The sequence below is a fragment of the Mycobacterium sp. 852002-10029_SCH5224772 genome, assembly GCF_001667315.1.
GTDB lineage: Bacteria > Actinomycetota > Actinomycetes > Mycobacteriales > Mycobacteriaceae > Mycobacterium.
In genome coordinates this window covers 105,707-127,078 of sequence record NZ_LZHT01000009.1, presented here as the reverse complement: position 1 = coordinate 127,078, position 21,372 = coordinate 105,707, and the positions used below count along the sequence as shown (strand labels likewise).

Genomic DNA, 21,372 nt, shown 5'->3' with positions numbered 1-21,372 from the left:
CGTGGTACTACCCGAGAGCTTTCCCGAGGAGGTCGCGGGCGCGGTCGAGCATGGAGGCGAACGGGCCGAGGGCGAAATTCAGCTTTGCCGATTCCACACCGGGGTGGGGGTGCGTCGGCGCGATGGCCTCGGCGGCGCGTACCGCCGCACCCATCCGCTTGAGATCGTCGGAGTCAAGCCGCTTCTGAAGAACCGGGAATTCCTGCGACTCCTCCTGCTTGGCGTGCTCAAGCACGGCTTCGCGCAACTTGGTGAGTTCGTCGATGAACTGTTGCGAGGTGACATCGAGCTGCTCGATCTGTGAGAGCAGCTCCTTTGCCTCATGCTCTTCTGTCAGGCGGGCGTCGACGACCGCGTCGCCGGCACCGGTCTCCTTACGTGCGCGCGGATGCACCACCATCTCCTCGGCGGTTTCGTGGACCGCCAGCAATTGGCGCAGCGCTGCGAAGGGCTCTTCACGCGCTTTCGGATCGGTAGCGTGCAGCACCTGGTCAAACATGTCCTCGATGAGGTTGTGCTGTGCTTTCAGGAAAGCAACGACCTCGTCGGGCGACTGGATAATCATCTCGGCCATCGCCGATACCTCCAGTGGATTTGGGAATTGTCAAACGCACGTTGGGCTGTGTGCGGCTTGGCGAGGTATACCCGCTGCGTACGCGGCCAAACGTCGCCTCCACGGTGCGGCACGCTGTCCATGGCCCGCACCGAGACGAGATCCTTTGGGGGGCAATGTGTTCCGGTAAGAGGGCGGACAACCCGGTCGGATCCCCGTCAGGCACGCAGCCTTGACGGGGATCCGGGGGTCAGCGAATGGTTAGACGCCGCGGTCGCGAGGGGTGGCCGGCCCGACGCCGGTGCCAGTCACAGCGTCCTTGCGCCGCATCAATCCGGCGAGTCCGCCCAAGCCGAGGAGGCCAACGAGTCCCCACAGCCCGCTATTGTCACTGTGCTGGTCATTGTTGTTGTCCGCCAACGTTGTTGTGGTGGACGACGGCGCCGGAGCGCTCGGACCCGCGGCATTGGCGACACCCGCACCACCGAACAACAGCGCGCCGGTGGCCGAAACGATTGCAATGGTCCTTCGCATATTTTCTCCTCAGGGTTTTTCCCGATCGAGTCCAGATGGCCGACCGAGATTCAATGGGGGACCAGGATGCTCTAGTCTCCGCAGGAAGCTGCGCGCGACCGACGGCCGCAGCGTGCGAGGGGTGAACTACCCCGCATCAGCCACGGCGAAACCTCGACGCTCGGGAGCATTTCGTTTGCTGGCCCGTCAGCAATTCGCCGGTCCGCTATGGGTCCCCTGCACAAGAGGGAGATGTGTCACACGTCAGGCTGCCGATGTTGAAGCCTGGCCGGCGAGTGGGTAATCGCAACGTTAAGGCGCTCTCGCGCCCCCGAATCCACAGCAAAATAACGCAGGAGGAAATACATGACTTCGTCGGACAAATCTACGGTGCTGGCGCAGCTGCGCGTGCTTCACCAGTTGACCAACACCGAAATCCAGGTTGCCGAAACCCGCATCGCGCAGGCGCGCACGGAGGCGGTGCAACGCGAGCTGACGCAAAATGCATCCAACGCGCGTGATCGGTCGCAGGCCTTGACTAAAGCAATCCGGGAAATGGGTGGTGTCCCAGATGTTCTCGGTCGATTCCTGGGCCGTGCCGCTGCGGCGGTGAAGGCACTAACCGAGCAGGCCCAACCTTTCGACGAGGCGCTATTGGGCGATTTGGCGCTGGAGGATCAGCTGCTGGATCGCGCCCGCTACCTCAAAGCTTTGGCCGTCGCCGCCGAGCTTCCGGAGATTGAGAGCCTTGCGTCACGGCTGATCACCGCCCACTCGGCGACCGTCGACTGGCTGACAACCGTGCTTGCCGAAGAGGCTCTTGGCGGCCCGGCTGCGTTGCGTCGCACGCCACTACAGGCGGCGACCGGTACCGCCGTGAGATTGGCGAATCTGCCGGTCGAATGGTCGACGCGGGGAATCGACCGGGCGGCGCATGCGCTGCGCACCGCCCGACCGGCGTTCAACGACCTGATTGGTCGGGGCGCTCATGCCGGTGACGTGGCGGCGAAAGCGCTGACCGCGTCGCGCAACGCCGCGCTTGACGCGGCCGAGAAGGTCACTCGCAACGAGGGGGCCCGGCAGACCGCGAATGCGCTGCATTCGGCACGCGCCGCCGTGGGTGTGCTCAACGCCGACGAGCTGCCCATCGCCGACTACGACGAGCTCAACGTCAGTGACGCAGCGACCGCGGTCAAAGATCTCGCTAATCCAAGCGATGTACGGGCGATCATCGCCTACGAAGAGGCGAACAAGAATCGTCAGCGAGTTGTCTCGGCCGCTCAAGCGCGTGTCGCGGCGATCGCGCAGGAGGTTGTCGGGATCAACTAGCCGGGCATCGAGTATTGGCGGCACGGCCGCCCGGGCGAGTCCTCACTCTCTGCGGGCGGCCGTGTCGTCGTTGGTCGGGTTACCCGGCCGATGTTATGGGACATCGCTACGGTTAAGGGGCACACGCGCACCATCGACAACCACGAGAAGACGACAGATCAGCTGATGTACGAACAGGTCAACAGCAGCGCCGCCGAGTCCGAGGACATCGGCTCTCGCATCGACCCGGTACTGGCCCGAAGTTGGCTGCTGGTCAACGGCACGCATGCCGACCGGTTCCAGTCCGCGGTGGACTCCCGCGCGGACATCGTCGTTTTCGACATCGAGGACGCGGTCGCGCCCAAAGACAAGCACACCGCGCGCGACAACGTGGTGAGTTGGCTGGCCACCGGCAACGTCGACTGGGTCCGCATCAACGGCTTCGGCACCCCATGGTGGGCGGACGATCTGGCCGCCCTGGCGACCACGCCGGTGGGCGGGGTGATGCTGGCGATGGTCGAATCGGTCGACCACGTTACCGAGACCGCGAAACGGCTGCCCGATGTGCCGATCGTGGCCTTGGTCGAAACGGCACGCGGTTTGGAGCGCATCACCGAGATCGCCGCGACCAAGGGGACCTTCCGGCTGGCCTTCGGCATCGGGGACTTCCGCCGCGACACCGGTTTCGGGGACGACCCGGCGACCCTGGCCTACACACGATCTCGCTTCACCATCGCCTCCAAGGCCGCCGACCTGCCCAGCGCGATCGACGGGCCGACCATCGGGTCCAATCCGCTGAAATTAATCGAGGCCACGGCGGTCTCCACCCAGTTCGGTATGACCGGCAAGATCTGCCTGACGCCCGACCAGTGCGCCGTGGTCAATGAGGGGCTGTCGCCGTCCCAGGACGAAATATCTTGGGCAAAAGAGTTTTTCGTCGAGTTCGAACGCGACGGGGGAGAGATCCGCAACGGCTCCGACCTGCCCCGCATCGCGCGGGCCACCAAGATCCTCGAGCTGGCTCGCGCGTACGGCATCGAGGCCTTGGACATCGACGAGGAAGAACGCGATCACTCGCCCGCTCCGTCGGACACCTATCACTACTGAGTGCTAGGCCGCATGCCGCACGAGCGCGACACCGACGCGGACTTCGAGCTTGCTCATCGTGATCGTGGGGGCGCGCGGCGGGGCCGTCGACCGGTAGGTTGCGCCGGTCGGCGTCGTGAAAACCGCTGTGTGAGTGTGGGATTCGTCGACGCTGGTGCGTACCCTCCACCGCGCGTTTTCCTTGACGTAGTTGCAGTGCTCGCACAGCCCCAGACCGTTGTCCGCGGTGGTCGGGCCACCGTCGGCCCACGGCTGCGCGTGGTCGCGGTGCCTGACCGGCGCGTCGCAATAGGGGGTGCGGCAGCGTTGATCGCGTAGCCCGATGAAGGCGGCCAGACCCTGCGGGAAAAGTCGTGCTCGTGACTCCATGGCCACCCGCGCCCCGGCTTCGGGATGCTTGTACAGCCTGCGCAGGGTCGCTCGCGAACGTCGATCGGAGGCGGCGCTGCCGATCATGTTGCGGGCCACCGTCGCCGGAATGGGACCGTAACCGGAGATGTCGGCCGGCGCATTGTCATTGCCCAGCAGCGTTTCGTCGGACAGCACCAGGTTGACCGCGACCGGGGTAGGGACGGTTGCGCAACGGCCGGTGACCCTTTCCACCAGGGTGTCCGCCATCACCTGTCCGCGCGGGCGCCCGTCGCCGCGGGTGTCTGCTTCGCGGCGCAGTGCCGCATACACCGAAACCCCATGAGCCACCGGCAATAACGCGGTCACATAGGTCATCGTGTCGGGTGCGGGCCGAATGGTGACCGTGCGGTCATCCTCGGCCTTGGCGGCCCGTTCGACGACGGCATGTGGATCGAGTCGGTAGGCGATCGCCTTGGCGCGAGCGGCCACTCGCGCATCGCCCATGCCGCTCAGGCTCGCCGGGTCGGCACACATTTCCGCGTCCAGGGTGCGGCGGTCCTCGACGTCCAGGCAGGCGCTCTCGCGCACGATCAGCGTCGCCCGCCACTCTGACAGGGCGCCGCATTCCAGGGCCGCCAGTGTGTGCGGCATCTCGTGCACCAGGGCTTTGGCAAAGCCCAGATGCCGGCCGCCCCGCGCAGGCGCATCCCGACGCGCCAGGGCGACCTCGCTGGCCACGCCGCGTCCGCGCCGCGCGGCTGGCACCCCGGTGGCGGCTTCGGTGGCTCGCCGCGCCGTGTCCAGGGCGGCCGCCGCACGAGCCTGGCCCGCGGCGGCCGCGGACTTGATCGCCTCCAACTCGGCGATGCGCTCTATCAGCGACGATTCGTCGGCTGTCGGTTCGACGGCGGCCAATGATTCGAACATACATTCGATATTAATCGAGTCCACTGACAAGCGCCACTCGCTACCCTGGACATGTGAGCGCCCAAAGGGGAATCCAGGTGGCGCGGGTCTATGACGAGGTTGGCCCCGGCGAGGGTCAGCGCGTGCTGGTCGATCGAGTCTGGCCACGCGGAGTACGCAAAGACGACCCGCGGGTCGGTATCTGGCGCAAGGACGTCGCACCTTCGAAGGACCTCCGCGAGTGGTATCAACACAAGCCCGAACGATTCGACGAATTCGCTTCGCGCTACAAGGCGGAACTGCGCGACAACGCCGCACTGGGGGAGCTGCGCAAGCTCGCCAAGCGGGGTCCGGTCACATTAGTCACCGCAACTCGCGCTGTGGACATCAGCCAGGCGGCCGTCCTGGCGAAGCTCCTTCAAGCCGACTGAACCCCGTTCGGCCAGCAGCGTCGTAGTCTCGGATGAGAAATGAGCGACGCCCAGCCCATCCTCCCGCGGGAACTGACCGACCTTCCCGGGGAAATCCGCAGCGTCGCGCCGCCGCCCATCCCGGACCTGCCCGAACCGTACGGTCTGCGTCTTGTCGAGCCGGACGCCGACGCCGAGATGATCGCCGAGTGGATGAGTCGCCCGCACCTGGTCGAGGCCTGGGAGTCCAACTGGCCGGTGACGCGGTGGCATCGCTACCTGCGGGCGCAACTGGAGGGCGGCTTCTCTCGTCCGTTCCTCGCGATGCACGACGCGGTGGACCGCGCGTATATCGAATTGTACAGGGCAGCAAAGGATTCCATCGCCACCCGCTACGACCACGATCCGCACGATCTGGGCTTGCACGTCGCGGTCGCCGATTTGGACTACATCCAGCGGGGACACGTCGGTTTCCTGCTGCCGCATCTGGTGGGCAGCATCTTCACCCTCGACCCGCATTGTCGCCGAATCATGTTCGATCCCGATCACCGTAATGCGTTGGCGCGCAAGTTCTGTGAGCGTGGCGGCTGCACATTCCTCGGCGAGCACGACATGGCAAATCGGCGCATGGCGCTGTATGTACTGCCCCGCACCCCCGACGACGTTCCGCGTGCTTGATCAGATCAGCTCGGCGATGCGCTGTCCGATGAACACCGCTGCCTCGCCCAACATGACGCTGACGGCGATGTTGGCGAACGCGGCGCGCAGCTGGCGCTCCTCGCCGAGTCGCTGTGTTTCCAGCATCCAGGTCGAAAACGTGGTGTAGGCGCCGACGAAGGCCGTGCCGGCCAGCAGGGCCGCATCCCTGTTCAGCGCCAGGCCCCCGAGAAAGCCGAGAAGCGCTGCGCCGCTGACGTTCACGACGAGGGTGCCGAACGGAAACGCCCGGGAAACGCGGTGCGCCACCGCACGGTCGATGACAAAGCGCAGCACCGATCCGATGCCGCCGATGAGCGCGACGCCCACCCAGACCAGAGCGGTCGTCGCCGCGGTGGCGGTCATTGGCGCACCCGTACCCGGCGCACCAATTTGGTGGCCAGGTGCGCCGCCAGCAGGCCGAGCACGACGCTGATGAGGGTGTAGCCGGCGGCCAACCCCCAATGTCCGTGCTCGATCATCCGCACGGTCTCGAGCTGCATCGTGGAGAAAGTGGTTAAGCCGCCGCACAATCCGGTGCCGAGCAGCGGGCGCCGATAGCTCGACGTCGGCAATCGCTCCAGCAGCCGGGTGGTGAAATACCCCACCATGAAGGCCCCGACGATGTTGACCGTGAACGTCGGCCACGGCCAGCGGTCCGGGTCGGTACCGGCCAGGGTGCTCACGGCGGCACGGGCCAGCGAGCCCAGCGCCCCACCGGCAAACACCGCGGCCAATTCGCGATAGTCCCGTTGCGCCACTGGCGTCGATTCCCTTCGTTTGCCGGTGCGCTACGCAGCGTATGGCGAAAGTCCCGACCGGTGCAGGCCGGGGGGACTTCGACACGGGCAGAATTGGGAACCATGGTGGCCAACCCTCGCGCCGGTCAGCCGGCCCAGCCCGAAGACCTTGTCGATCTGCCCCACCTGGTGACGGCCTATTACTCGATTCAGCCCGATCCCGGCGATGTCGCCCAGCAGGTGGCATTCGGCACGTCGGGACATCGGGGGTCGGCGCTCAATGGGGCGTTCAACGAGGCTCACATCCTGGCGATCACCCAGGCCATCGTCGAGTACCGCGCCGCTCACGGCACAACGGGCCCGTTGTTCATCGGCCGGGACACGCACGGCCTTTCCGAGCCGGCCTGGGTCTCGGCGCTGGAGGTGCTGGCCGCCAACGATGTCGTGGCCATGATCGACTCCCGTGACCGGTATACGCCGACCCCGGCGGTCAGCCACGCCATCCTCACCTACAACCGCGATCACACCGACGCGCCGGCCGACGGAATCGTCGTGACACCGTCGCACAACCCGCCTTCGGACGGCGGCTTCAAATACAACCCGCCCAACGGCGGCCCCGCCGACACCGACGCGACCAACGCAATCGCCAAGCGCGCCAACGAAATCCTGCTCGATGGGGCGCGCGTCAAGCGCATTCCGCTGGCCCGCGCGCTGCAGACCGCGCAGCGCCACGATTACCTCGGCAACTATGTCGACGACCTGCCCAACGTGGTCGACATCGACGCCGTCCGCGCGGCCGGGGTGCGGATCGGCGCCGACCCGCTGGGCGGGGCGAGCGTGGACTACTGGGACGAGATCGCCACACGGCATCGCCTGGATCTGACCGTGATCAATCCGCTGGTCGATGCGACCTGGCGGTTCATGACACTCGACCACGATGGCAAGATCCGGATGGACTGCAGCTCACCGGACGCGATGGCGGGGCTCATCCGCACGATTTCCGACAACCCCGACCGCTACCAGATCGCGACCGGCAACGACGCCGACTCCGACCGCCACGGCATCGTCACCCCCGACGCGGGCCTGCTCAACCCGAACCACTACCTGGCGGTGGCCATCGAGTATCTCTACACGCAGCGGCCGTCGTGGCCGGGCGGCATCGCCGTCGGCAAGACCGCGGTCAGTTCGTCGATGATCGATCGGGTGGTCGCCGGCATCGGCCGCAAGCTGATCGAAGTGCCGGTCGGCTTCAAGTGGTTCGTCGACGGCCTGCTCGAGGGCACCATCGGCTTCGGTGGCGAGGAGTCGGCCGGGGCGTCGTTCCTGCGGCGCGACGGCTCGGTGTGGACCACCGACAAGGACGGCATCATCCTGGCCTTGCTGGCCTCGGAGATGCTGGCCGTCACGGGGTCGAGCCCCTCCCAGCGCTATCAACACCTGACCGACGCGTACGGCACGCCGTGCTACGCGCGGGTCGACGCGCCCGCCGACCGCGACCAAAAGGCCCGGCTGGCCAAGCTGTCCGCTGAGCAGGTGACCGCGACGGAAGTGGCGGGGGAGCCGATTACCGCCAAGCTGACCGCGGCGCCGGGCAATGGCGCGGCATTGGGTGGATTGAAGGTGACAACGGCCAACGCGTGGTTTGCCGCGCGACCGTCGGGAACCGAGGACGTGTACAAAATTTATGCGGAATCTTTCAACGGACCCGAGCATTTAGCGGAGGTGCAAGAAACTGCGCGCGAGGTAGTTAATAAAGTCATTGGGTGACCCTTTCCCCCCGCCTTGCCCGTCCGGGGGGACGCGCGCTGCGTTCGACCCGTCTGCCGCGCGAAGTTTGGATCCTCAGCTGGGCAAATATCATGGTCGCGCTCGGTTACGGGGTCATTTCACCGGCGCTCCCGTCTTTCGCCCGCAGTTTCGGAGTCAGCATCAAGGCGGTGACTTTCTTGGTCACCGTCTTTTCGTTGAGCCGGCTGTGTTTTGCACCGATAAGCGGGCAACTGGTGCAGCGGCTGGGAGAGCGGCGGATCTACATCAGCGGCATGCTGATCGTTGCTGTCTCCACCGCGGCGTGTGCGTTTTCCCACGCTTACTGGCAATTGCTGGTTTTCCGCGTCATCAGCGGCATCGGATCGACGATGTTTTATGTGTCGGCACTGGGCCTGATGATCCATATCAGCCCGCCCGATGCGCGCGGACGGGTCGCGGGCCTGTTCACCACGTCGTTCATGGTGGGCGCAGTCGCCGGCCCGGCCGTCGGCGCCCTGGCGGCCGGTTGGGGGCTCACCGCACCATTCATCGTGTACGGCGTCGCGCTGCTCGGTGTGTCGGTGGTCCTGTTCTACGGCTTGCGGAATTCGGCCCTGGCCGCCCCGGGGCCGCCGACGCGATCGACGGTGACGATGCGAGAGGCGCTGCGCTTCCGTGCCTATTGGTCGTCGCTGGGAGCCAACTTCGCGACCGGCTGGTCGGCGTTCGGACTTCGCGTCGCCCTGGTCCCGCTGTTCATCACTGACGTCATGGGCCGCGGCGTCGGCATCATCGGCATTGCGCTCGCCGCGTTCGCAGGAGGCAACGCGCTGGCCATGATCCCCAGTGGCTACCTGTCCGACCGGATGGGACGCCGGACGTTGATGATCGTGGGCCTGGCGCTGTCCGGTGTGGCGACCATCTTCTTGGGCGCCGCGTCGTCGTTGACGACGTTTCTGGCCGTGGCGGTCGCGGTCGGTGCGGTAACGGGCATCTATATGTCGCCGATGCAGGCCGCGGTCGCCGACATCCTGGGCAGCGAGGCGCGCGCGGGCAGTCCGGTGGCGGCAGTCCAGATGATGTCCGACCTGGGCGCGATCATCGGCTCAATGACGCTCGGGTGGGTCGCCGAGCGGCTGAACTACGGTTGGGGTTTCACCATCAGCGGAGTCGTCCTACTGATCGCCGCGGTCGGCTGGGTGGTGGCGCCGGAAACCCGCACGGTGCCCGAGCCTGAGCCCGATCCGTTGCCGTCTCCGCACACGTTGAACCTGCCTGAACAGCAACTTTGAAGGACGGTTACCGGTGGTGTAGCTTCGATGAGCACGACTTGGGGCTATGGCGCAGCTGGTAGCGCACCACACTGGCAGTGTGGGGGTCAGGGGTTCGAGTCCCCTTAGCTCCACCCAAGATAAGGGCGTATCGCGCCCGCCGCCGTCGCGGATCTAACAGAAGGCGGCGGTCAAGAAACTCCCGCCGGCCACGAGCGCAATGACGAGCGCGGCGGTCTCGTGCCCCGTGGTCGCGGCCGCCACGACGCCGACGATCGCGCAGATAAATGTTGTGACAGCCAGAAACGCCATGAACAGCCGGTGCGAATTGACGGCTGCGCCAGAACGAGGCGTGACCATGGCTTTGTTCGTACGATCCACGCCCACCATGAAATCTCCTAGGTTGTGACGCCCGCAACATATCACAGCCAAATGTGGCCTGCATCACACGACGCGGGAGCCGGGCGATTCGGAACCTGGCCGGCGACGCTTCGTTACCATCGCCTAGTCGAAAAGACATCGAAGCATCGTGAAGAGGCCGCGTTGACCTATCCATCGCCCATCGAAGTCATCGTGTGGGGCACCGGCGCGGTCGGCCGCGAGATGATCACGACGATCATCGATCACCGGCCGGACCTCCAAATAGTCGGTGCCCGAGTGTATTCCGACAACAAGGACGGAGCCGACGTCGGCGCACTGGTGGGCCGCAACCCCATCGGTGTGAGCGCCTCCGCCGATGTCGCCAAGATCCTGGCGACGCAGGCGGATTGCGTCCTCTACGCACCGCGGCGCACCAGCATCGACGACGTGTGCGCGCTTTTAGCCAGCGGGAAAGACGTTGCCACCACGGCATTCTTGTTTCACCCCCGACGGATCGCACCATCTGACGCCGAGCGCATACTCGACGCCTGCCGGAGCGGTGACTCCACCGTGCACGGCAGCGGCCTGAACCCCGGCAACCTTTCCGGTGTGCTGCCGCTGGCGTTGTCGGGGATGAGCCGCACCATCGACAAGATCACGGTGCAAGAGCGCGCCGACTGGTCGGTCTATGAGAGCACCTCGATCACGTTCGACGGCATGGCGTTTGGGCAACCGATGGAAGAGATCAATCCGTCGACCAATGAGTTCCTGGCGTTCAACAGCACGCTGTTCACCGAACAGGTGTGGTTTCTCGCCGACGCATTGAACGCCGGCATCGACGAGGTCACCGCCACGGTGGAGGCGGTGCCCGCGACGGCCGATCACCAGATCTTCGATCACGTGTTGCGCGCGGGAACCACGGCGGGACAACGATGGAGATGGTCGGGACGGCGCGGCGGTGACGTCCTCGTCGAGATCGAAACGCTGTGGACGGTCGGCGGAGAGTATCCCGACCATTGGCCCACCCCCGAACACGGCTGGACATTGACCATCGAGGGCGACCCGTCGATGCGCGCCCACTTCTTCTGCCTGGCCAGCTTCGGCCGCGCGGCAAGCATCGAGGAGCACGTACGTTCGGCGAGCGTGGCGACCGCCATGCAGGTTCTCAACGCGGTGCCGGTGGTCTGCGCCGCACCTGCGGGGGTCGCGACCATGGCGGACCTGCCCCTGATCCGCAGCCACACCGGCTTCGGCAACGGGTCGACGGTTGTTCCGCGTTGATCGGCGACGCTGTCATCTGCCGGCGATCCGCCGATTAGGTTTTCGTCTCGAGGCGCATTAATCTAGCCCGCGGTTCGATTGCGACTCAGGAAAGCAGCCATGCCTGTTCAGCCCACTTTGCTGCGCCGACAAGCGTTGCGCAGTACCCGTCGACGGCGGGTCGCGCCCCGCGTGAAGTGTCCGATGGTCGGTCAGTGCTTCGACATCGAAGTCACTCGCGACGCGGACGGATGGACGATCGACGTCCCCGAGATCGGCAGGGGCACGCGCACGAGCAGTCGAGCCGCCGTGGAACTGGCCGCGCGAGAATGCATCGCAACGTGGACCGGCATCCCGATCGGTTATGTCGCCGTTTTTGTCGTCAGCGAAAACGGTTAGCGGCCAATTTCCTCGGAAACTACGCGCCCCTTGCGTCGCCGCAGAAGCCGGTTCGCGTCAGTGGCAGTCGGCGGCGCGTTGTTGCCGGGCGGACTGCAGGATCGAGCCCGCGGTGAGAAACGCAGGTTTGTCGCGGTCCGCGGGATCGACGGGCAGACCGGCCGCGCGCCGCATCACCATCAACGCGAGAGCGCTGTATGTCCCGTAGGGGACGATCAACAGGTTCACCTGTGCCTCGCTGCCGATGAACGTCATCACATGCTGGCGCTTGTGTTCCCATCCGTGCCAGTTGAAGTCGGGCGGCCGCTGTAGCGGCGGCCAGTTGACGTTGACCGAGGAGATGCCGCCGAGCAGGGGTGTCAGTGCTGTGACGACGCCGGGCAATTCGTTGGTGATGCGGTCTGCGCGTGGCCACCACGCTCCGTCGATGTCGCCCCCTAGCTGGCGCGCTACGGAGAGCCGGACGGGGACGGCTGTGCGTCGGCTCGCCCGCATATACGTCATCGCCGGGCGATTCGGGTCGGGACCAACACCACCGTTAGCGCTGTGCGATACACGGATTGTTCCTTCAGATCGGCATCGCTCGTCCGCGGTCGCGTGGCGAGTGGAGGAATCACATTGCCATGGGTATCCTCTGCGCCCAGTGCGGCGGAATACCGCTGACAACGAAACGGCTCACCTTCGACGCTACCCCACCAGCGGCGTTTGCCCGCTATGAAAGCGGTCAGGTGACCAGGGACAGCGCATAACCGCGACGCAGCTTGCCCGACGGGGTCTTGGGAATCGCCCCGGGGGCCAGCACCACCACATTGCGTGGCCGCGCTGCGACTTCGGCGACGACTTCGTGGGCAACCTCATGCTTGATGCGCCGCACCTGCGCGGGGTCATCGACGTTGTTCGACTCCACCGCAACGGCGAACGATTCCCGCGAACGGCCGGCGTCGAGACGCACGGCCGCCACACATCCCGCGCGCACTCCGGCGACCCGTCCGGCAGCGCGTTCGACGTCACTGGGGTAGATGTTGCGTCCGGCCATGATGATGACGTCTTTGGCCCGGCCGCAGACCACCACGTCGCCCCGCTCGGTGAGGTAACCCAGATCGCCGGTGTTCAGCCAGCCCTGATCGTCTTGGGCGGCGACAAAACCGGCCGTCGTGACATATCCGGATGTGACCGGATCCCCCCGCAACTCGATGACTCCCACACCTCGGGTCGGCTGGAGGGCCCCGTCCTCATCGACGACGCGGGCCTGCATACCGTTGAGCAACGGCCCCAGCGATGCAAGTCGGCGGGTGCGGCCCGTGGTGGCGGGAACCGCGCGGCGCAGCAGCGCCAGCATGTCGCCGTCCACCTCATCGACGACCAGTCCGCGGCCGCACTCCGAAAACGACACTGCCACAGTTGTTTCGGCCATTCCGTAGGCGGGCAAGATCGCTTCGGGACGCAGCCCGAACGGCGCCCCGGCCGCACATAATTCCTCCACATCGGCCGGTTCGACCTGTTCGGAGCCCGATAACGCCCACCGCAACGACGACAGATCGAAATCGCCGGGCTTCGCATGCCGGCGTAACCGCTTGGCCAGCAACGCGTAGGCAAAATTCGGTGCGGCCGTCATGGTCGCCCGGTATTTATCGATCAACTTGGGCCACAACAAAATATCGGACAAGAAGTCGAGTGGGGTGATCTTGACCAACTCGGCACCGAATAGCATTGGCACCGTTAAAAATCCGGTCATGCCCATGTCGTGGAACAGCGGCAGCCAGCTCACGATCACATCGGTATCCAGGTCGTAGCGGGCGCCGACGAACATCGCCTCGGCGTTGGCGATCAGGTTGGCATGGGTGATCGTCACCGCTTTCGGACAATCCGTCGAGCCCGAGGTCAACTGCAGAAGCGCCAGATCGCTCTCATCGCTGTCGACGACGTCGGTCGGTGCGGCGCTCGATAACTCGGCCATTGTCACCACCGTGACGCCATGCTCGCGCAACACGTCCACGGCGACCGTGAATGGCTCCGACACGACCACGACGGTCGCCTCGATCATGGCGATGACCGCCAACGTGTCGTGCACCCAAGCCTGCAGATCGGTGCGCGGCGTCGGCTGATGCAGCATCGTCAAACACGCGCCGCGCAGCCACACCCCCTGCGCGATGGGCGCGACTTCCACCGGCGCGCCGGCCAGCACGCCGACCCGATCACCCGGGCCGACCCGCAACGCGGCCAATCCACCAGCTACCCGACGGGCCCTCTGATGAACCTCACCCCAGGTTGACCGGATTGGCGAACCGGGGTCTCCGGTCACCAGGCCATGCGTGCTCGATTCCGCGGCGCTGAGCATCGAATCAACGAATCTGCTCACGTCAGCTCCCATGTGTCAGACCAGGCCATGGGCCCGTTTTGGCCATCTCGGGACGTATGAGGTGACCCGGCCATGTTACGACCGGCCACGTGCGCGCCCCGGGAAGGCGCGCCGCCCGCCCGGGTGACGGCGGGGGCGCCGCTGGCCGATCCGCCCGCGACAAAAGCGCAACTGCGGATAGGCTGGTGTCAACAACGGGAGGATGGGCGCCATGTCCACACAGAATTGGTGCGACGCACCCCAGATTCACCCGTCGCAGATCCGGGTCGGCGACGTCATCGGCACGCGGCGGCCCACCGAATTGCGCCTTACCGTCAAGATGATCAGCGGTCCGCAGAGCGGTCCGCGGCAGTGGACATTCTTCAGCCGCGACGACAACGGCCAGCAGCGCACCAGCACGTTCGGCGAGGACGACGTAGTTCGCAGATACGCCTAAAGCGGCATGACCACGCAAGAGAACTCGGCCAACCGCCAAGGGCGGCAACGGATTTAGGCGCCCGGCGCGATCGCTATCGATTTCGTGTCGAGGTAGCTGTCGAGTCCTTCGGGCCCCAGTTCGCGGCCGTACCCGCTGGCCTTGACGCCGCCGAAGGGCGCGAAGGGATCCATGGTGTAACCCTGGTTGACGCCGACGGTGCCGGTGTGGATGCGGGTGGCCAGCGCCAGCGCGCGGTCGGTGTCGTTGCTCCACACCGACCCGGCCAGGCCGTAGTCGGAATCGTTGGCGATCGCCAGCGCCTGCTCGTCATCGCGGTAGGGGATGACGGTGATCACTGGCCCAAAAATCTCTTCCCGCGCGATGCGCATGGTGTTGTCGGCCGCCGCGAACAGCGTGGGCCGGACATACCAGCCGCGGTCGAGCCCGTCGGGCATGTCGGTGCCGCCGACGACGACGCGCGCCCCTTCGTCCTGACCGATCCGGATGTAGTCGCGAACGCGCTGCTGTTGGCGCCGGGACACCAACGGGCCGAGCTGGGTGTCGGGATCGCTGGGATCGCCGACGCGAAGGCCGATCATTTCGGCCGCGAGCGCGTCGACGTATTCGTCGTGGCGCCCTTGGGGCACCAGCACGCGGGTCAGCGCATTGCAGATCTGGCCGCTGTTGGACAGGCTCGCCGATCGCACCCCGGCGGCCACCTTGGCCGGCGACGCGTCGTCGAGCACCAGCGCGGCGGACTTGCCGCCGAGTTCCAGGCTGACCTTGGTGAGGTTGGCCGCGCAGGATGTGGCCACGGCGCGCCCGGCCGCGGTGGAACCGGTGAATGACACTTTGTCCACGCCACGGTGGGCGACAAGGTAGGCGCCCAGCGCACCGTCGCCCGGGAGCACGTTGACCACGCCGGGCGGCAGGCCGGCCTCGGTGATCATCTCACCTAAAAGCAGTGCGTCCAACGGGCTTTCGGGTGCGGGCTTGAGCACCACCGTGCAGCCGGCCAACAGCGCGGGCACGAGTTTGGTGACGATGAGGAACTGGGGCATGTTCCAGGGCACGATCGCCGCGACGACGCCGACGGGTTCCTTGCGGACGTGCACGTCGCTCCCGAAGAACCCGGGCCTGGTCTCCTGCCACGCGTGCCTTTCGGCCAGATCGCAGAACGCGCGCATCATGAATGCCGGCAGGCCCACCTGGGCGCGCTGGGCGAAGCTGATCGGGGCGCCGATCTCGGCCGTGATGGTGGTGGCCATCTCGGCGCGGCGTCGGTCGTAGATGTCGGCCAGGCGGCGGACCGCGGCGATCCGTTCTGCCGGCTCGCTGCGACCCCAGCGTTCGAAGGCTGCCCGCGCCGCGGCCACCGCCGCGTCGACGTCGTCGGATCCCGCCGCAGCGACCTCGGCGATGGGTTCCTCGGTGTGCGGCGAGATGACGTGCAGGACGCCGGCCCGCGGCCGTACCCCCTCGCTTCCGGCGGTTTGCACTGCGGGGTTGTGGTCCATCTGCGCCTCCCGAGGCCAGTATCAACTACTTGCTATTGATGGGTCGAGGATATACCGTCGGCCCTGACGGAGCTCTCAGGGATCGGTGAAACCGGTGCGCAGGTGGTTGTTTCGCGCAGGCAATGCTGCAGTGAGCGGCTGGACGCCGAAGGTTTTCCGAGATTGGACTGCTTAAGGAGCGATCATGGCCCGATTTCCCAAACCGCCGGAGGGCAGCTGGACTCAGCATTACCCCGAATTGGGCACCGAGCCGGTGTCCTACGAGGACTCGACCAGTCCCGAGATCTATGAGTTGGAACGCGACGCCATCTTCAAGCGGGCCTGGCTCAATGTCGGTCGCGTTGAACAGCTTCCACGCAAAGGTAGTTACCTCACCCGGGAGCTGAAGGTCGTCAACACCTCAATCATCCTGGTCCGCACGACATCTGGCGACATCAAGGCGTACCACAACGTGTGCCGGCATCGGGGCAACAAGTTGGTGTGGAACGACATGCCGCAGGAAGAAACGAGCGGAGTGTGCCGGCAGTTCACCTGCAAATACCACGGCTGGCGCTACGACCTGGACGGCAACCTCACCTTCGTGCAGCAGGAGGAGGAGTTCTTCGACCTCGACAAGAGCCGCTACGGGCTGGTGCCGGTGCACTGCGACGTGTGGGAAGGTTTCATCTTCGTCAACTTCGCCAAGAAGCCCGAACAGTCGCTGCGAGAGTTCCTCGGCCCCATGATCACCGGGCTGGAAGGCTTTCCCTTCGACAAGATGGTCTCGCGCTGGTGCTACCGCTCGGAAGTCAAGGCGAACTGGAAGCTCTACCTGGACGCGTTCCAGGAGTTCTATCACGCGCCCGTGTTGCACGCGAACCAGTCACCGACCGCGTACTCAAAGGCCGCGGCGGAGGCGGGTTTTGAAGCCCCGCACTACCGGCTGGACGGGCCACACCGGCTGGTCAGCACGTCGGGGGTACGGGCCTGGGAGATGGCAGACGAGATGCGCAAACCGATGGAGGACATCTGCCAGAGCGGACTGTTCGGGCCGTGGGACAAGCCCGACCTGGGCCCGATGCCCGCCGGGCTCAACCCCGCGAAATGCGATCCGTGGGGGCTGGATTCGTTCCAGCTGTTCCCCAACTTCGTCATCCTGTTCTGGGGCCAGGGCTGGTATCTGACCTACCACTACTGGCCGACGTCGTACAACAGCCACGTCTTCGAGGGCACGCTGTACTTCCCGGCGCCGCGCTCACCCCGCGAGCGGGTGGCCCAGGAACTGGCGGCGGTGTCGTTCAAGGAATACGGGCTGCAGGACGCCAACACGCTGGAGGCGACCCAGAGCATGATCGAATCCAAGGTGATCGACGAGTTCTTGCTCTGCGACCAGGAGATCCTGATCCGGCACCTCCACAAACAGACCGCGGCCTGGATCGACGACTATCGCCGGACAACCAAGCTGTCTGAGGCGGGGGTGTGAACGCGATGCCCACGATGCTGCCTGCCGAGTTCGCCGACCTCGAACCGTTCACCGACTGGTGCCTGCCCAGCGAGCCCGAGCGCTACGCCAAGAGGCTGGCCAGTTCCATGGTCGACATGAAGGCCTTCTACGACGCGATCACGCCGCGGGCCGAAGAAGCGCTGTCGTTCTGCGACAAGTTCTCTCTCGACGACCTGCCCGACGACGTTCAAAACCTGATGCTTCTCCTCTATTCCATGATCATGGTGTCGTTCCCGGTGGAGTGCTGGAAACAGCCCCGCGTCCCCGACTCGGGCGCTTCGACCCTGGACTGCGTGTCCGAGCCGGTTCCGTGACCGAAGTGACCGTCCTGCGGGCGGCGCGGTGGGCCGACGTCGTGACCGGCCAAATCCACGCGCCGGCGGTGATCGTGGTCGACGGCGAACGCATCACCGCGATCAATCCCGAAGGGCCACTACCGGATTCGGCAACCATCGTCGACCTCGGCGACGTGACGCTGCTGCCGGGTCTGATGGACATGGAACTCAATCTGCTCATCGGCGGGCCCGGCGGCCCAGAGGGTCTGCCGTCGCCCATGCACGGCGTGCAGGACGATCCCGCCTACCGCACGTTGCGCGGCGCGGTCAACGCGCGCACCACGCTGGACGCCGGGTTCACCACGGTGCGCAACCTCGGGCTGATGGTCAAGACCGGGGGGTATCTGCTCGACGTGGCGCTGCAGCGCGCCATCGATCAGGGTTGGCACATCGGGCCGCGCATCTATCCCGCCGGCCATGCCGTCACCCCATACGGCGGGCACCTGGACCCAACGGTCTTCCAGCGGTTGGCCCCCGGGGTGATGCCGCTGTCGGTGGCCGAAGGCATCGCCAATGGTGTGCCCGACGTGATCGCCTGCGTGCGCTACCAAATCCGGCACGGCGCCAAGCTGATCAAGGTGTCCGCCTCAGGCGGAGTGATGTCGCACAGCACCGCGCCCGGCGCGCAGCAGTACTCCGATGCCGAGTTCGCCGCGATCGCCGACGAAGCCCACCGGGCCGGCGTCCGCGTGGCCGCACACGCCGTCGGTGACACCGCGATACAGGCCTGCATCCGCGCCGGGATCGACTGCATCGAACACGGCTTCTTGGCCAGCGACGAGACTATTCAGATGATGGTCGACCACGGCACCTTCTTGGTCTCGACCACGTACTTGACCGACGCGATGGCCATCGACCGCATCGCACCGGAGCTCCGCAAGAAGGCGCTCGAGGTGTTCCCACGCGCAAAGTCCATGCTGCCCAAGGCGATTGACGCGGGTGTGCGGATCGCGTGCGGTACCGACGCGCCAGCCATCCCGCACGGCCGAAACGCCGAGGAACTGGGCGCGCTGGTGGAACGGGGAATGACGCCCGCGCAGGCAATCCGGGCGGCCACGGTGGTGGCCGCCGAGCTGATCGACGCCGACGACGAGTTGGGCAGGCTGGCGCCCGGCTATCTCGCGGACGTCATCGCTGTGCCGGGTAACCCCTTCGACGACATCGCCGCGACGCTTGACGTCCGCTTTGTCATGAAGAACGGGCAGATCTACAAAAGCCCCGCGGCCTGACGGAGGCGGTATGGAACTCACCGATAACATCCTGTGGCTGCTCAAGCAGGCCTTCTACTATTCGCTGACCACCATCAACGAGGCGATGCGGGAGTACGGCGTGAGCACCGCCCAGATCGGTGTGCTGCGCCAGCTGACCAACGAACCCGGGTTGTCCGGCGCCGAATTGGCCCGGCGCCTGCTGATCAGCCCGCAAGGCGTTCAGCTCGCCCTCACCGCCCTGGAACGCCGCGGCCTCGTGGAAAGAAAACAAGACCCGCAGCACGCGCGCATCCTGCGGGCCTACCTGACCGGCGACGGCCGCAAGGTCGCTGAAACGGTTGTCAGTGACGCGATCGCGGCGCACCAGGAGGTGTTCGGGGTGCTGACCGAGCAAGAGCAACGGACCCTGCGTGAACTGCTGGGACGGGTTGTGGAAAAGGGCACCGGCCACGAGTTGTTCGACGACCACGTCGACGGCTGACACCGCCTTCGCCGCGGCAGGTCAATATCTAGTACTTGAGACTAATCGCAAGTAGTTGATACTCTGGCGGAGATGGGAGAAAACCGCGTGGCAACGGACGCCGGTCCGGCAACGGTGACCGGCAAGGGTGCGGGCGCTGTCGGCATGGCCGATTTGCCGGATGGCTTTGTGCCGCTTCGGATCAAGCGCGTGGTCTCCGAGACCCGTGACGCAGTGTCGATCGTTCTCGATATTCCTGAGGGCTGCGCGGAACAGTTCAACTACCAGGCGGGACAGTTTCTGACGTTGCTGGTCAGCGTCGACGGACGCGAGCACCGACGCTGCTATTCGATGTCGTCTTCGCCCGCGGTCGGCGAAGACCTGCGCATCACGATCAAACGCGACCGCGACGGCGCCGTGTCGAACTGGCTCAACGACACCGCCGCACCCGGCGACGAGCTGTACGCCCTGCCGCCGCAGGGCCGTTTCGTCCTGAACGACACCGACCGGCATCTGGTCGCGTTCGCCGGCGGAAGCGGCATCACACCGGTGTTCTCGCTGTTACGTACCGCGCTGACGTCCGGCACGCGCAGCGCGCGACTGTTCTACGCCAACCGAAACCGTGACGCGGTGATCTTCGATGAGTCCCTGGAGGCGCTGGAACGGCAGCACGCCGACCGTTTCGTCCTGCACCACCATCTCGACGACCAAAGCGGCTTCGCCACCCAGGCGGACGTCGCCGCGTTCGTCCAGGACGCCGACGGCGCCGACTTTTACGTCTGCGGGCCCAATGAGTTCATGGACACCGTACGAACCGCCCTGTGCGCGGCGGGCGTGCCGGCCGACCGCCTGCACATTGAGCACTTCGACGTGACCGACGTGGCGGCCGCGGCGCCACCCGATACCGAGGTGGTCACCGATGAGGTCACCATCGTGCTGGGCGGGTCGACGACGACCGCGCGGTACGATCCGGGCAACACGTTGCTGCAGACGGCCCGCATGGCGGGCCTGCGGGCGCCGTCGTCGTGTGAATTCGGCTCGTGTGGAACGTGTATGGCGCGCCTGACGCAGGGTAGCGCCCGGATGATCAACAACGATGCGCTCGATCAGGATGAGGTCGACGAAGGCTGGGTGCTGACGTGTCAGGCGATGCCCACCAGTCCCACGGTGCGGGTGGTCTACGAGTGAGCGAAAAGGCGGTCGACGGTGGAGCGGCTTCGATGACCAGGGTGGCGGTGGTGACCGGTGGCGCCTCGGGCATGGGCGAGGCGACCTGCCACGAATTGGGCCGCCGCGGCCTGAAAGTGGCCGTCCTCGATGCCAATGAGCATGCGGCGCAACGGGTCACCGACGACTTGCGCGCCGAGGGTGTGACCGCACTCGGGGTGGGCGCCGACGTCACCGATCGGTCCGCCCTGGAGCAGGCCTTCGCGAAGGTGCGCAGTGAGCTGGGCCCGGTGACGGTTTTGGTGACCAGCGCGGGCATGTTCGACTTTTCGCCGTTCTTGGACATCACCGCCGAAACCTGGTCGCGGATCATCGACGTCAATCTCACCGGCACCTTTCATTGCTGCCAGGTAGCGCTGCCGGACATGGTGGCGGCGAACTGGGGGAGGATCGTGATGATCTCGTCGTCGAGCGCCCAGCGTGGCTCGCCGTTCGCCGCCCACTATGCGGCGTCCAAAGGTGGGGTGATCACCTTGACCAAGTCGTTGGCCCGGGAGTACGCGCAGCACGGGATCACGGTGAACAACATTCCGCCGTCGGGCATCGAGACCCCGATGCAGCACCAGGGCCAGGCCGCCGGGTACCTGCCCTCCAACGAGCAGATCGCCAGCAATATCCCGTTGGGCTACCTGGGTACCGGGGCCGATATCGCCGCGGCGGTGGGGTTTTTGTGTTCGGAAGAAGCAAGGTACATCACCGGTCAGGTCTTAGGTGTCAACGGCGGAGCGGTGATGTGATA

Annotated in this window: 24 protein-coding genes and 1 tRNA gene; 16 read left to right on the top strand and 9 right to left on the bottom strand. The window is 65.8% G+C overall.

Going from position 1 to position 21,372, the window contains the following annotated elements; translation table 11 throughout:
* Positions 1-7: 7 nt before the first annotated feature.
* Both A5775_RS02490 and A5775_RS02485 read right to left on the bottom strand, forming a co-directional pair.
* Positions 8-574, bottom strand: a complete 567-nt coding sequence (locus A5775_RS02490; protein WP_067246871.1) for a hemerythrin domain-containing protein — start codon at positions 572-574, stop codon at positions 8-10.
* 240 nt (positions 575-814) lie between these two features.
* Complete coding sequence (locus A5775_RS02485) at positions 815-1,087, bottom strand: WGxxGxxG family protein (RefSeq protein WP_067246868.1); 273 nt, start codon at positions 1,085-1,087, stop codon at positions 815-817.
* A gap of 345 nt (positions 1,088-1,432) precedes the next feature.
* Between A5775_RS02485 and A5775_RS02480 the strand changes: the two genes are divergently transcribed.
* Both A5775_RS02480 and A5775_RS02475 read left to right on the top strand, forming a co-directional pair.
* Entirely contained in the window at positions 1,433-2,395 is a 963-nt protein-coding gene (locus A5775_RS02480; RefSeq protein WP_067246865.1) for a hypothetical protein, read from the top strand.
* 165 nt (positions 2,396-2,560) lie between these two features.
* Entirely contained in the window at positions 2,561-3,481 is a 921-nt protein-coding gene (locus A5775_RS02475; protein WP_067247246.1) for a CoA ester lyase, read from the top strand.
* A gap of 3 nt (positions 3,482-3,484) precedes the next feature.
* Here the strand turns inward: A5775_RS02475 and A5775_RS02470 are convergent, their stop codons facing one another.
* Positions 3,485-4,759 (bottom strand): HNH endonuclease signature motif containing protein, encoded by a 1,275-nt coding sequence (locus tag A5775_RS02470; protein WP_067246861.1) that lies wholly within the window; start codon positions 4,757-4,759, stop codon positions 3,485-3,487.
* Positions 4,760-4,812: 53 nt separating this feature from the next.
* Between A5775_RS02470 and A5775_RS02465 the strand changes: the two genes are divergently transcribed.
* A complete protein-coding gene (locus A5775_RS02465) occupies positions 4,813-5,169 on the top strand; it encodes a DUF488 domain-containing protein (RefSeq protein WP_067246858.1) in 357 nt (118 codons plus the stop codon).
* A 39-nt stretch (positions 5,170-5,208) separates the two neighbouring features.
* Positions 5,209-5,826, top strand: coding sequence for a GNAT family N-acetyltransferase (locus tag A5775_RS02460; RefSeq protein ID WP_067246853.1), 618 nt, complete (start codon positions 5,209-5,211; stop codon positions 5,824-5,826).
* Here A5775_RS02460 and crcB (A5775_RS02455) read toward each other — a convergent pair whose 3' ends face one another.
* Together crcB (A5775_RS02455) and crcB (A5775_RS02450) are read right to left on the bottom strand one after the other, a co-directional pair.
* On the bottom strand, positions 5,827-6,210 hold the full coding sequence (crcB, locus tag A5775_RS02455; RefSeq protein ID WP_067246850.1) for a fluoride efflux transporter CrcB: 384 nt from the start codon (positions 6,208-6,210) through the stop codon (positions 5,827-5,829). It lies immediately after the preceding gene.
* A complete protein-coding gene (gene crcB, locus A5775_RS02450) occupies positions 6,207-6,605 on the bottom strand; it encodes a fluoride efflux transporter CrcB (RefSeq protein ID WP_067246847.1) in 399 nt (132 codons plus the stop codon). Before crcB (A5775_RS02450) ends, crcB (A5775_RS02455) begins: the two co-directional genes overlap by 4 nt.
* A 102-nt stretch (positions 6,606-6,707) precedes the next feature.
* On the opposite strand from crcB (A5775_RS02450), the gene pgm reads away from it, so the two are divergent.
* From pgm to A5775_RS02435, 3 genes are all read left to right on the top strand, one after another.
* Positions 6,708-8,351 carry a phosphoglucomutase (alpha-D-glucose-1,6-bisphosphate-dependent) gene (gene pgm / locus A5775_RS02445; RefSeq protein ID WP_067246844.1) on the top strand — a complete coding sequence of 548 codons (1,644 nt, stop codon included), beginning with the start codon at positions 6,708-6,710 and terminating at the stop codon, positions 8,349-8,351.
* Between the two features lie 53 nt (positions 8,352-8,404).
* Positions 8,405-9,625 (top strand): MFS transporter, encoded by a 1,221-nt coding sequence (locus A5775_RS02440; protein WP_156660546.1) that lies wholly within the window; start codon positions 8,405-8,407, stop codon positions 9,623-9,625.
* 40 nt (positions 9,626-9,665) lie between these two features.
* Positions 9,666-9,738: transfer RNA gene (locus A5775_RS02435), tRNA-Ala, on the top strand.
* A 40-nt stretch (positions 9,739-9,778) separates the two neighbouring features.
* Here the strand turns inward: A5775_RS02435 and A5775_RS02430 are convergent.
* Entirely contained in the window at positions 9,779-9,994 is a 216-nt protein-coding gene (locus A5775_RS02430; RefSeq protein WP_067246837.1) for a hypothetical protein, read from the bottom strand.
* Positions 9,995-10,147: 153 nt separating this feature from the next.
* Between A5775_RS02430 and A5775_RS02425 the strand changes: the two genes are divergently transcribed.
* Both A5775_RS02425 and A5775_RS02420 read left to right on the top strand, forming a co-directional pair.
* Positions 10,148-11,245, top strand: a complete 1,098-nt coding sequence (locus A5775_RS02425; RefSeq protein WP_255362091.1) for a dihydrodipicolinate reductase — start codon at positions 10,148-10,150, stop codon at positions 11,243-11,245.
* A 183-nt stretch (positions 11,246-11,428) separates the two neighbouring features.
* Entirely contained in the window at positions 11,429-11,623 is a 195-nt protein-coding gene (locus A5775_RS02420) for a long chain fatty acid-CoA synthetase Faa4p (RefSeq protein WP_067246834.1), read from the top strand.
* A 57-nt stretch (positions 11,624-11,680) separates the two neighbouring features.
* On the opposite strand, the gene A5775_RS02415 is transcribed toward A5775_RS02420, so the two are convergent.
* Both A5775_RS02415 and A5775_RS02410 read right to left on the bottom strand, forming a co-directional pair.
* Positions 11,681-12,127, bottom strand: a complete 447-nt coding sequence (locus A5775_RS02415) for a DUF5994 family protein (RefSeq protein WP_369827762.1) — start codon at positions 12,125-12,127, stop codon at positions 11,681-11,683.
* 220 nt (positions 12,128-12,347) lie between these two features.
* Positions 12,348-13,982 carry a fatty acyl-AMP ligase gene (locus tag A5775_RS02410; protein ID WP_067246828.1) on the bottom strand — a complete coding sequence of 545 codons (1,635 nt, stop codon included), beginning with the start codon at positions 13,980-13,982 and terminating at the stop codon, positions 12,348-12,350.
* Positions 13,983-14,193: 211 nt separating this feature from the next.
* Between A5775_RS02410 and A5775_RS02405 the strand changes: the two genes are divergently transcribed.
* On the top strand, positions 14,194-14,418 hold the full coding sequence (locus A5775_RS02405) for a hypothetical protein (RefSeq protein WP_067247239.1): 225 nt from the start codon (positions 14,194-14,196) through the stop codon (positions 14,416-14,418).
* A gap of 53 nt (positions 14,419-14,471) precedes the next feature.
* Here the strand turns inward: A5775_RS02405 and A5775_RS02400 are convergent, their stop codons facing one another.
* Positions 14,472-15,917, bottom strand: coding sequence for an aldehyde dehydrogenase (locus A5775_RS02400; protein ID WP_067246825.1), 1,446 nt, complete (start codon positions 15,915-15,917; stop codon positions 14,472-14,474).
* Positions 15,918-16,101: 184 nt separating this feature from the next.
* Here A5775_RS02400 and A5775_RS02395 point away from each other — a divergent pair, with 184 nt between their 5' ends.
* From A5775_RS02395 to A5775_RS02370, 6 genes are all read left to right on the top strand, one after another.
* Entirely contained in the window at positions 16,102-17,379 is a 1,278-nt protein-coding gene (locus A5775_RS02395; RefSeq protein WP_067246822.1) for an aromatic ring-hydroxylating dioxygenase subunit alpha, read from the top strand.
* Positions 17,376-17,714 (top strand): hypothetical protein, encoded by a 339-nt coding sequence (locus A5775_RS02390; protein WP_197512307.1) that lies wholly within the window; start codon positions 17,376-17,378, stop codon positions 17,712-17,714. Before A5775_RS02395 ends, A5775_RS02390 begins: the two co-directional genes overlap by 4 nt.
* Positions 17,711-18,964: an amidohydrolase family protein gene (locus tag A5775_RS02385; RefSeq protein WP_067246819.1), complete on the top strand. Its 1,254-nt coding sequence runs from the start codon at positions 17,711-17,713 to the stop codon at positions 18,962-18,964. Before A5775_RS02390 ends, A5775_RS02385 begins: the two co-directional genes overlap by 4 nt.
* A 10-nt stretch (positions 18,965-18,974) precedes the next feature.
* Positions 18,975-19,427, top strand: a complete 453-nt coding sequence (locus A5775_RS02380; protein ID WP_067246815.1) for a MarR family winged helix-turn-helix transcriptional regulator — start codon at positions 18,975-18,977, stop codon at positions 19,425-19,427.
* A 72-nt stretch (positions 19,428-19,499) separates the two neighbouring features.
* Positions 19,500-20,594 carry a ferredoxin--NADP reductase gene (locus tag A5775_RS02375; protein WP_082952848.1) on the top strand — a complete coding sequence of 365 codons (1,095 nt, stop codon included), beginning with the start codon at positions 19,500-19,502 and terminating at the stop codon, positions 20,592-20,594.
* A 32-nt stretch (positions 20,595-20,626) separates the two neighbouring features.
* Positions 20,627-21,370 carry an SDR family NAD(P)-dependent oxidoreductase gene (locus tag A5775_RS02370; protein WP_067246812.1) on the top strand — a complete coding sequence of 248 codons (744 nt, stop codon included), beginning with the start codon at positions 20,627-20,629 and terminating at the stop codon, positions 21,368-21,370.
* Positions 21,371-21,372 lie beyond the last annotated feature (2 nt).

What these genes read in the sequence shown, in the direction of transcription:
- A5775_RS02430 (WP_067246837.1), bottom strand. Translation starts at nt 9,994, where the DNA reads ATGGTGGGCGTGGATCGTACGAACAAAGCCATGGTCACGCCTCGTTCT.
- A5775_RS02485 (WP_067246868.1), bottom strand. Translation starts at nt 1,087, where the DNA reads ATGCGAAGGACCATTGCAATCGTTTCGGCCACCGGCGCGCTGTTGTTC.
- A5775_RS02475 (WP_067247246.1), top strand. Translation starts at nt 2,561, where the DNA reads ATGTACGAACAGGTCAACAGCAGCGCCGCCGAGTCCGAGGACATCGGC.
- A5775_RS02400 (WP_067246825.1), bottom strand. Translation starts at nt 15,917, where the DNA reads ATGGACCACAACCCCGCAGTGCAAACCGCCGGAAGCGAGGGGGTACGG.
- pgm (WP_067246844.1), top strand. Translation starts at nt 6,708, where the DNA reads ATGGTGGCCAACCCTCGCGCCGGTCAGCCGGCCCAGCCCGAAGACCTT.
- A5775_RS02415 (WP_369827762.1), bottom strand. Translation starts at nt 12,127, where the DNA reads ATGACGTATATGCGGGCGAGCCGACGCACAGCCGTCCCCGTCCGGCTC.
- A5775_RS02470 (WP_067246861.1), bottom strand. Translation starts at nt 4,759, where the DNA reads ATGTTCGAATCATTGGCCGCCGTCGAACCGACAGCCGACGAATCGTCG.
- A5775_RS02420 (WP_067246834.1), top strand. Translation starts at nt 11,429, where the DNA reads ATGGTCGGTCAGTGCTTCGACATCGAAGTCACTCGCGACGCGGACGGA.
- A5775_RS02460 (WP_067246853.1), top strand. Translation starts at nt 5,209, where the DNA reads ATGAGCGACGCCCAGCCCATCCTCCCGCGGGAACTGACCGACCTTCCC.
- A5775_RS02375 (WP_082952848.1), top strand. Translation starts at nt 19,500, where the DNA reads ATGGGAGAAAACCGCGTGGCAACGGACGCCGGTCCGGCAACGGTGACC.
- A5775_RS02395 (WP_067246822.1), top strand. Translation starts at nt 16,102, where the DNA reads ATGGCCCGATTTCCCAAACCGCCGGAGGGCAGCTGGACTCAGCATTAC.
- A5775_RS02380 (WP_067246815.1), top strand. Translation starts at nt 18,975, where the DNA reads ATGGAACTCACCGATAACATCCTGTGGCTGCTCAAGCAGGCCTTCTAC.
- A5775_RS02405 (WP_067247239.1), top strand. Translation starts at nt 14,194, where the DNA reads ATGTCCACACAGAATTGGTGCGACGCACCCCAGATTCACCCGTCGCAG.
- crcB (WP_067246850.1), bottom strand. Translation starts at nt 6,210, where the DNA reads ATGACCGCCACCGCGGCGACGACCGCTCTGGTCTGGGTGGGCGTCGCG.
- A5775_RS02490 (WP_067246871.1), bottom strand. Translation starts at nt 574, where the DNA reads ATGGCCGAGATGATTATCCAGTCGCCCGACGAGGTCGTTGCTTTCCTG.
- A5775_RS02480 (WP_067246865.1), top strand. Translation starts at nt 1,433, where the DNA reads ATGACTTCGTCGGACAAATCTACGGTGCTGGCGCAGCTGCGCGTGCTT.
- A5775_RS02370 (WP_067246812.1), top strand. Translation starts at nt 20,627, where the DNA reads ATGACCAGGGTGGCGGTGGTGACCGGTGGCGCCTCGGGCATGGGCGAG.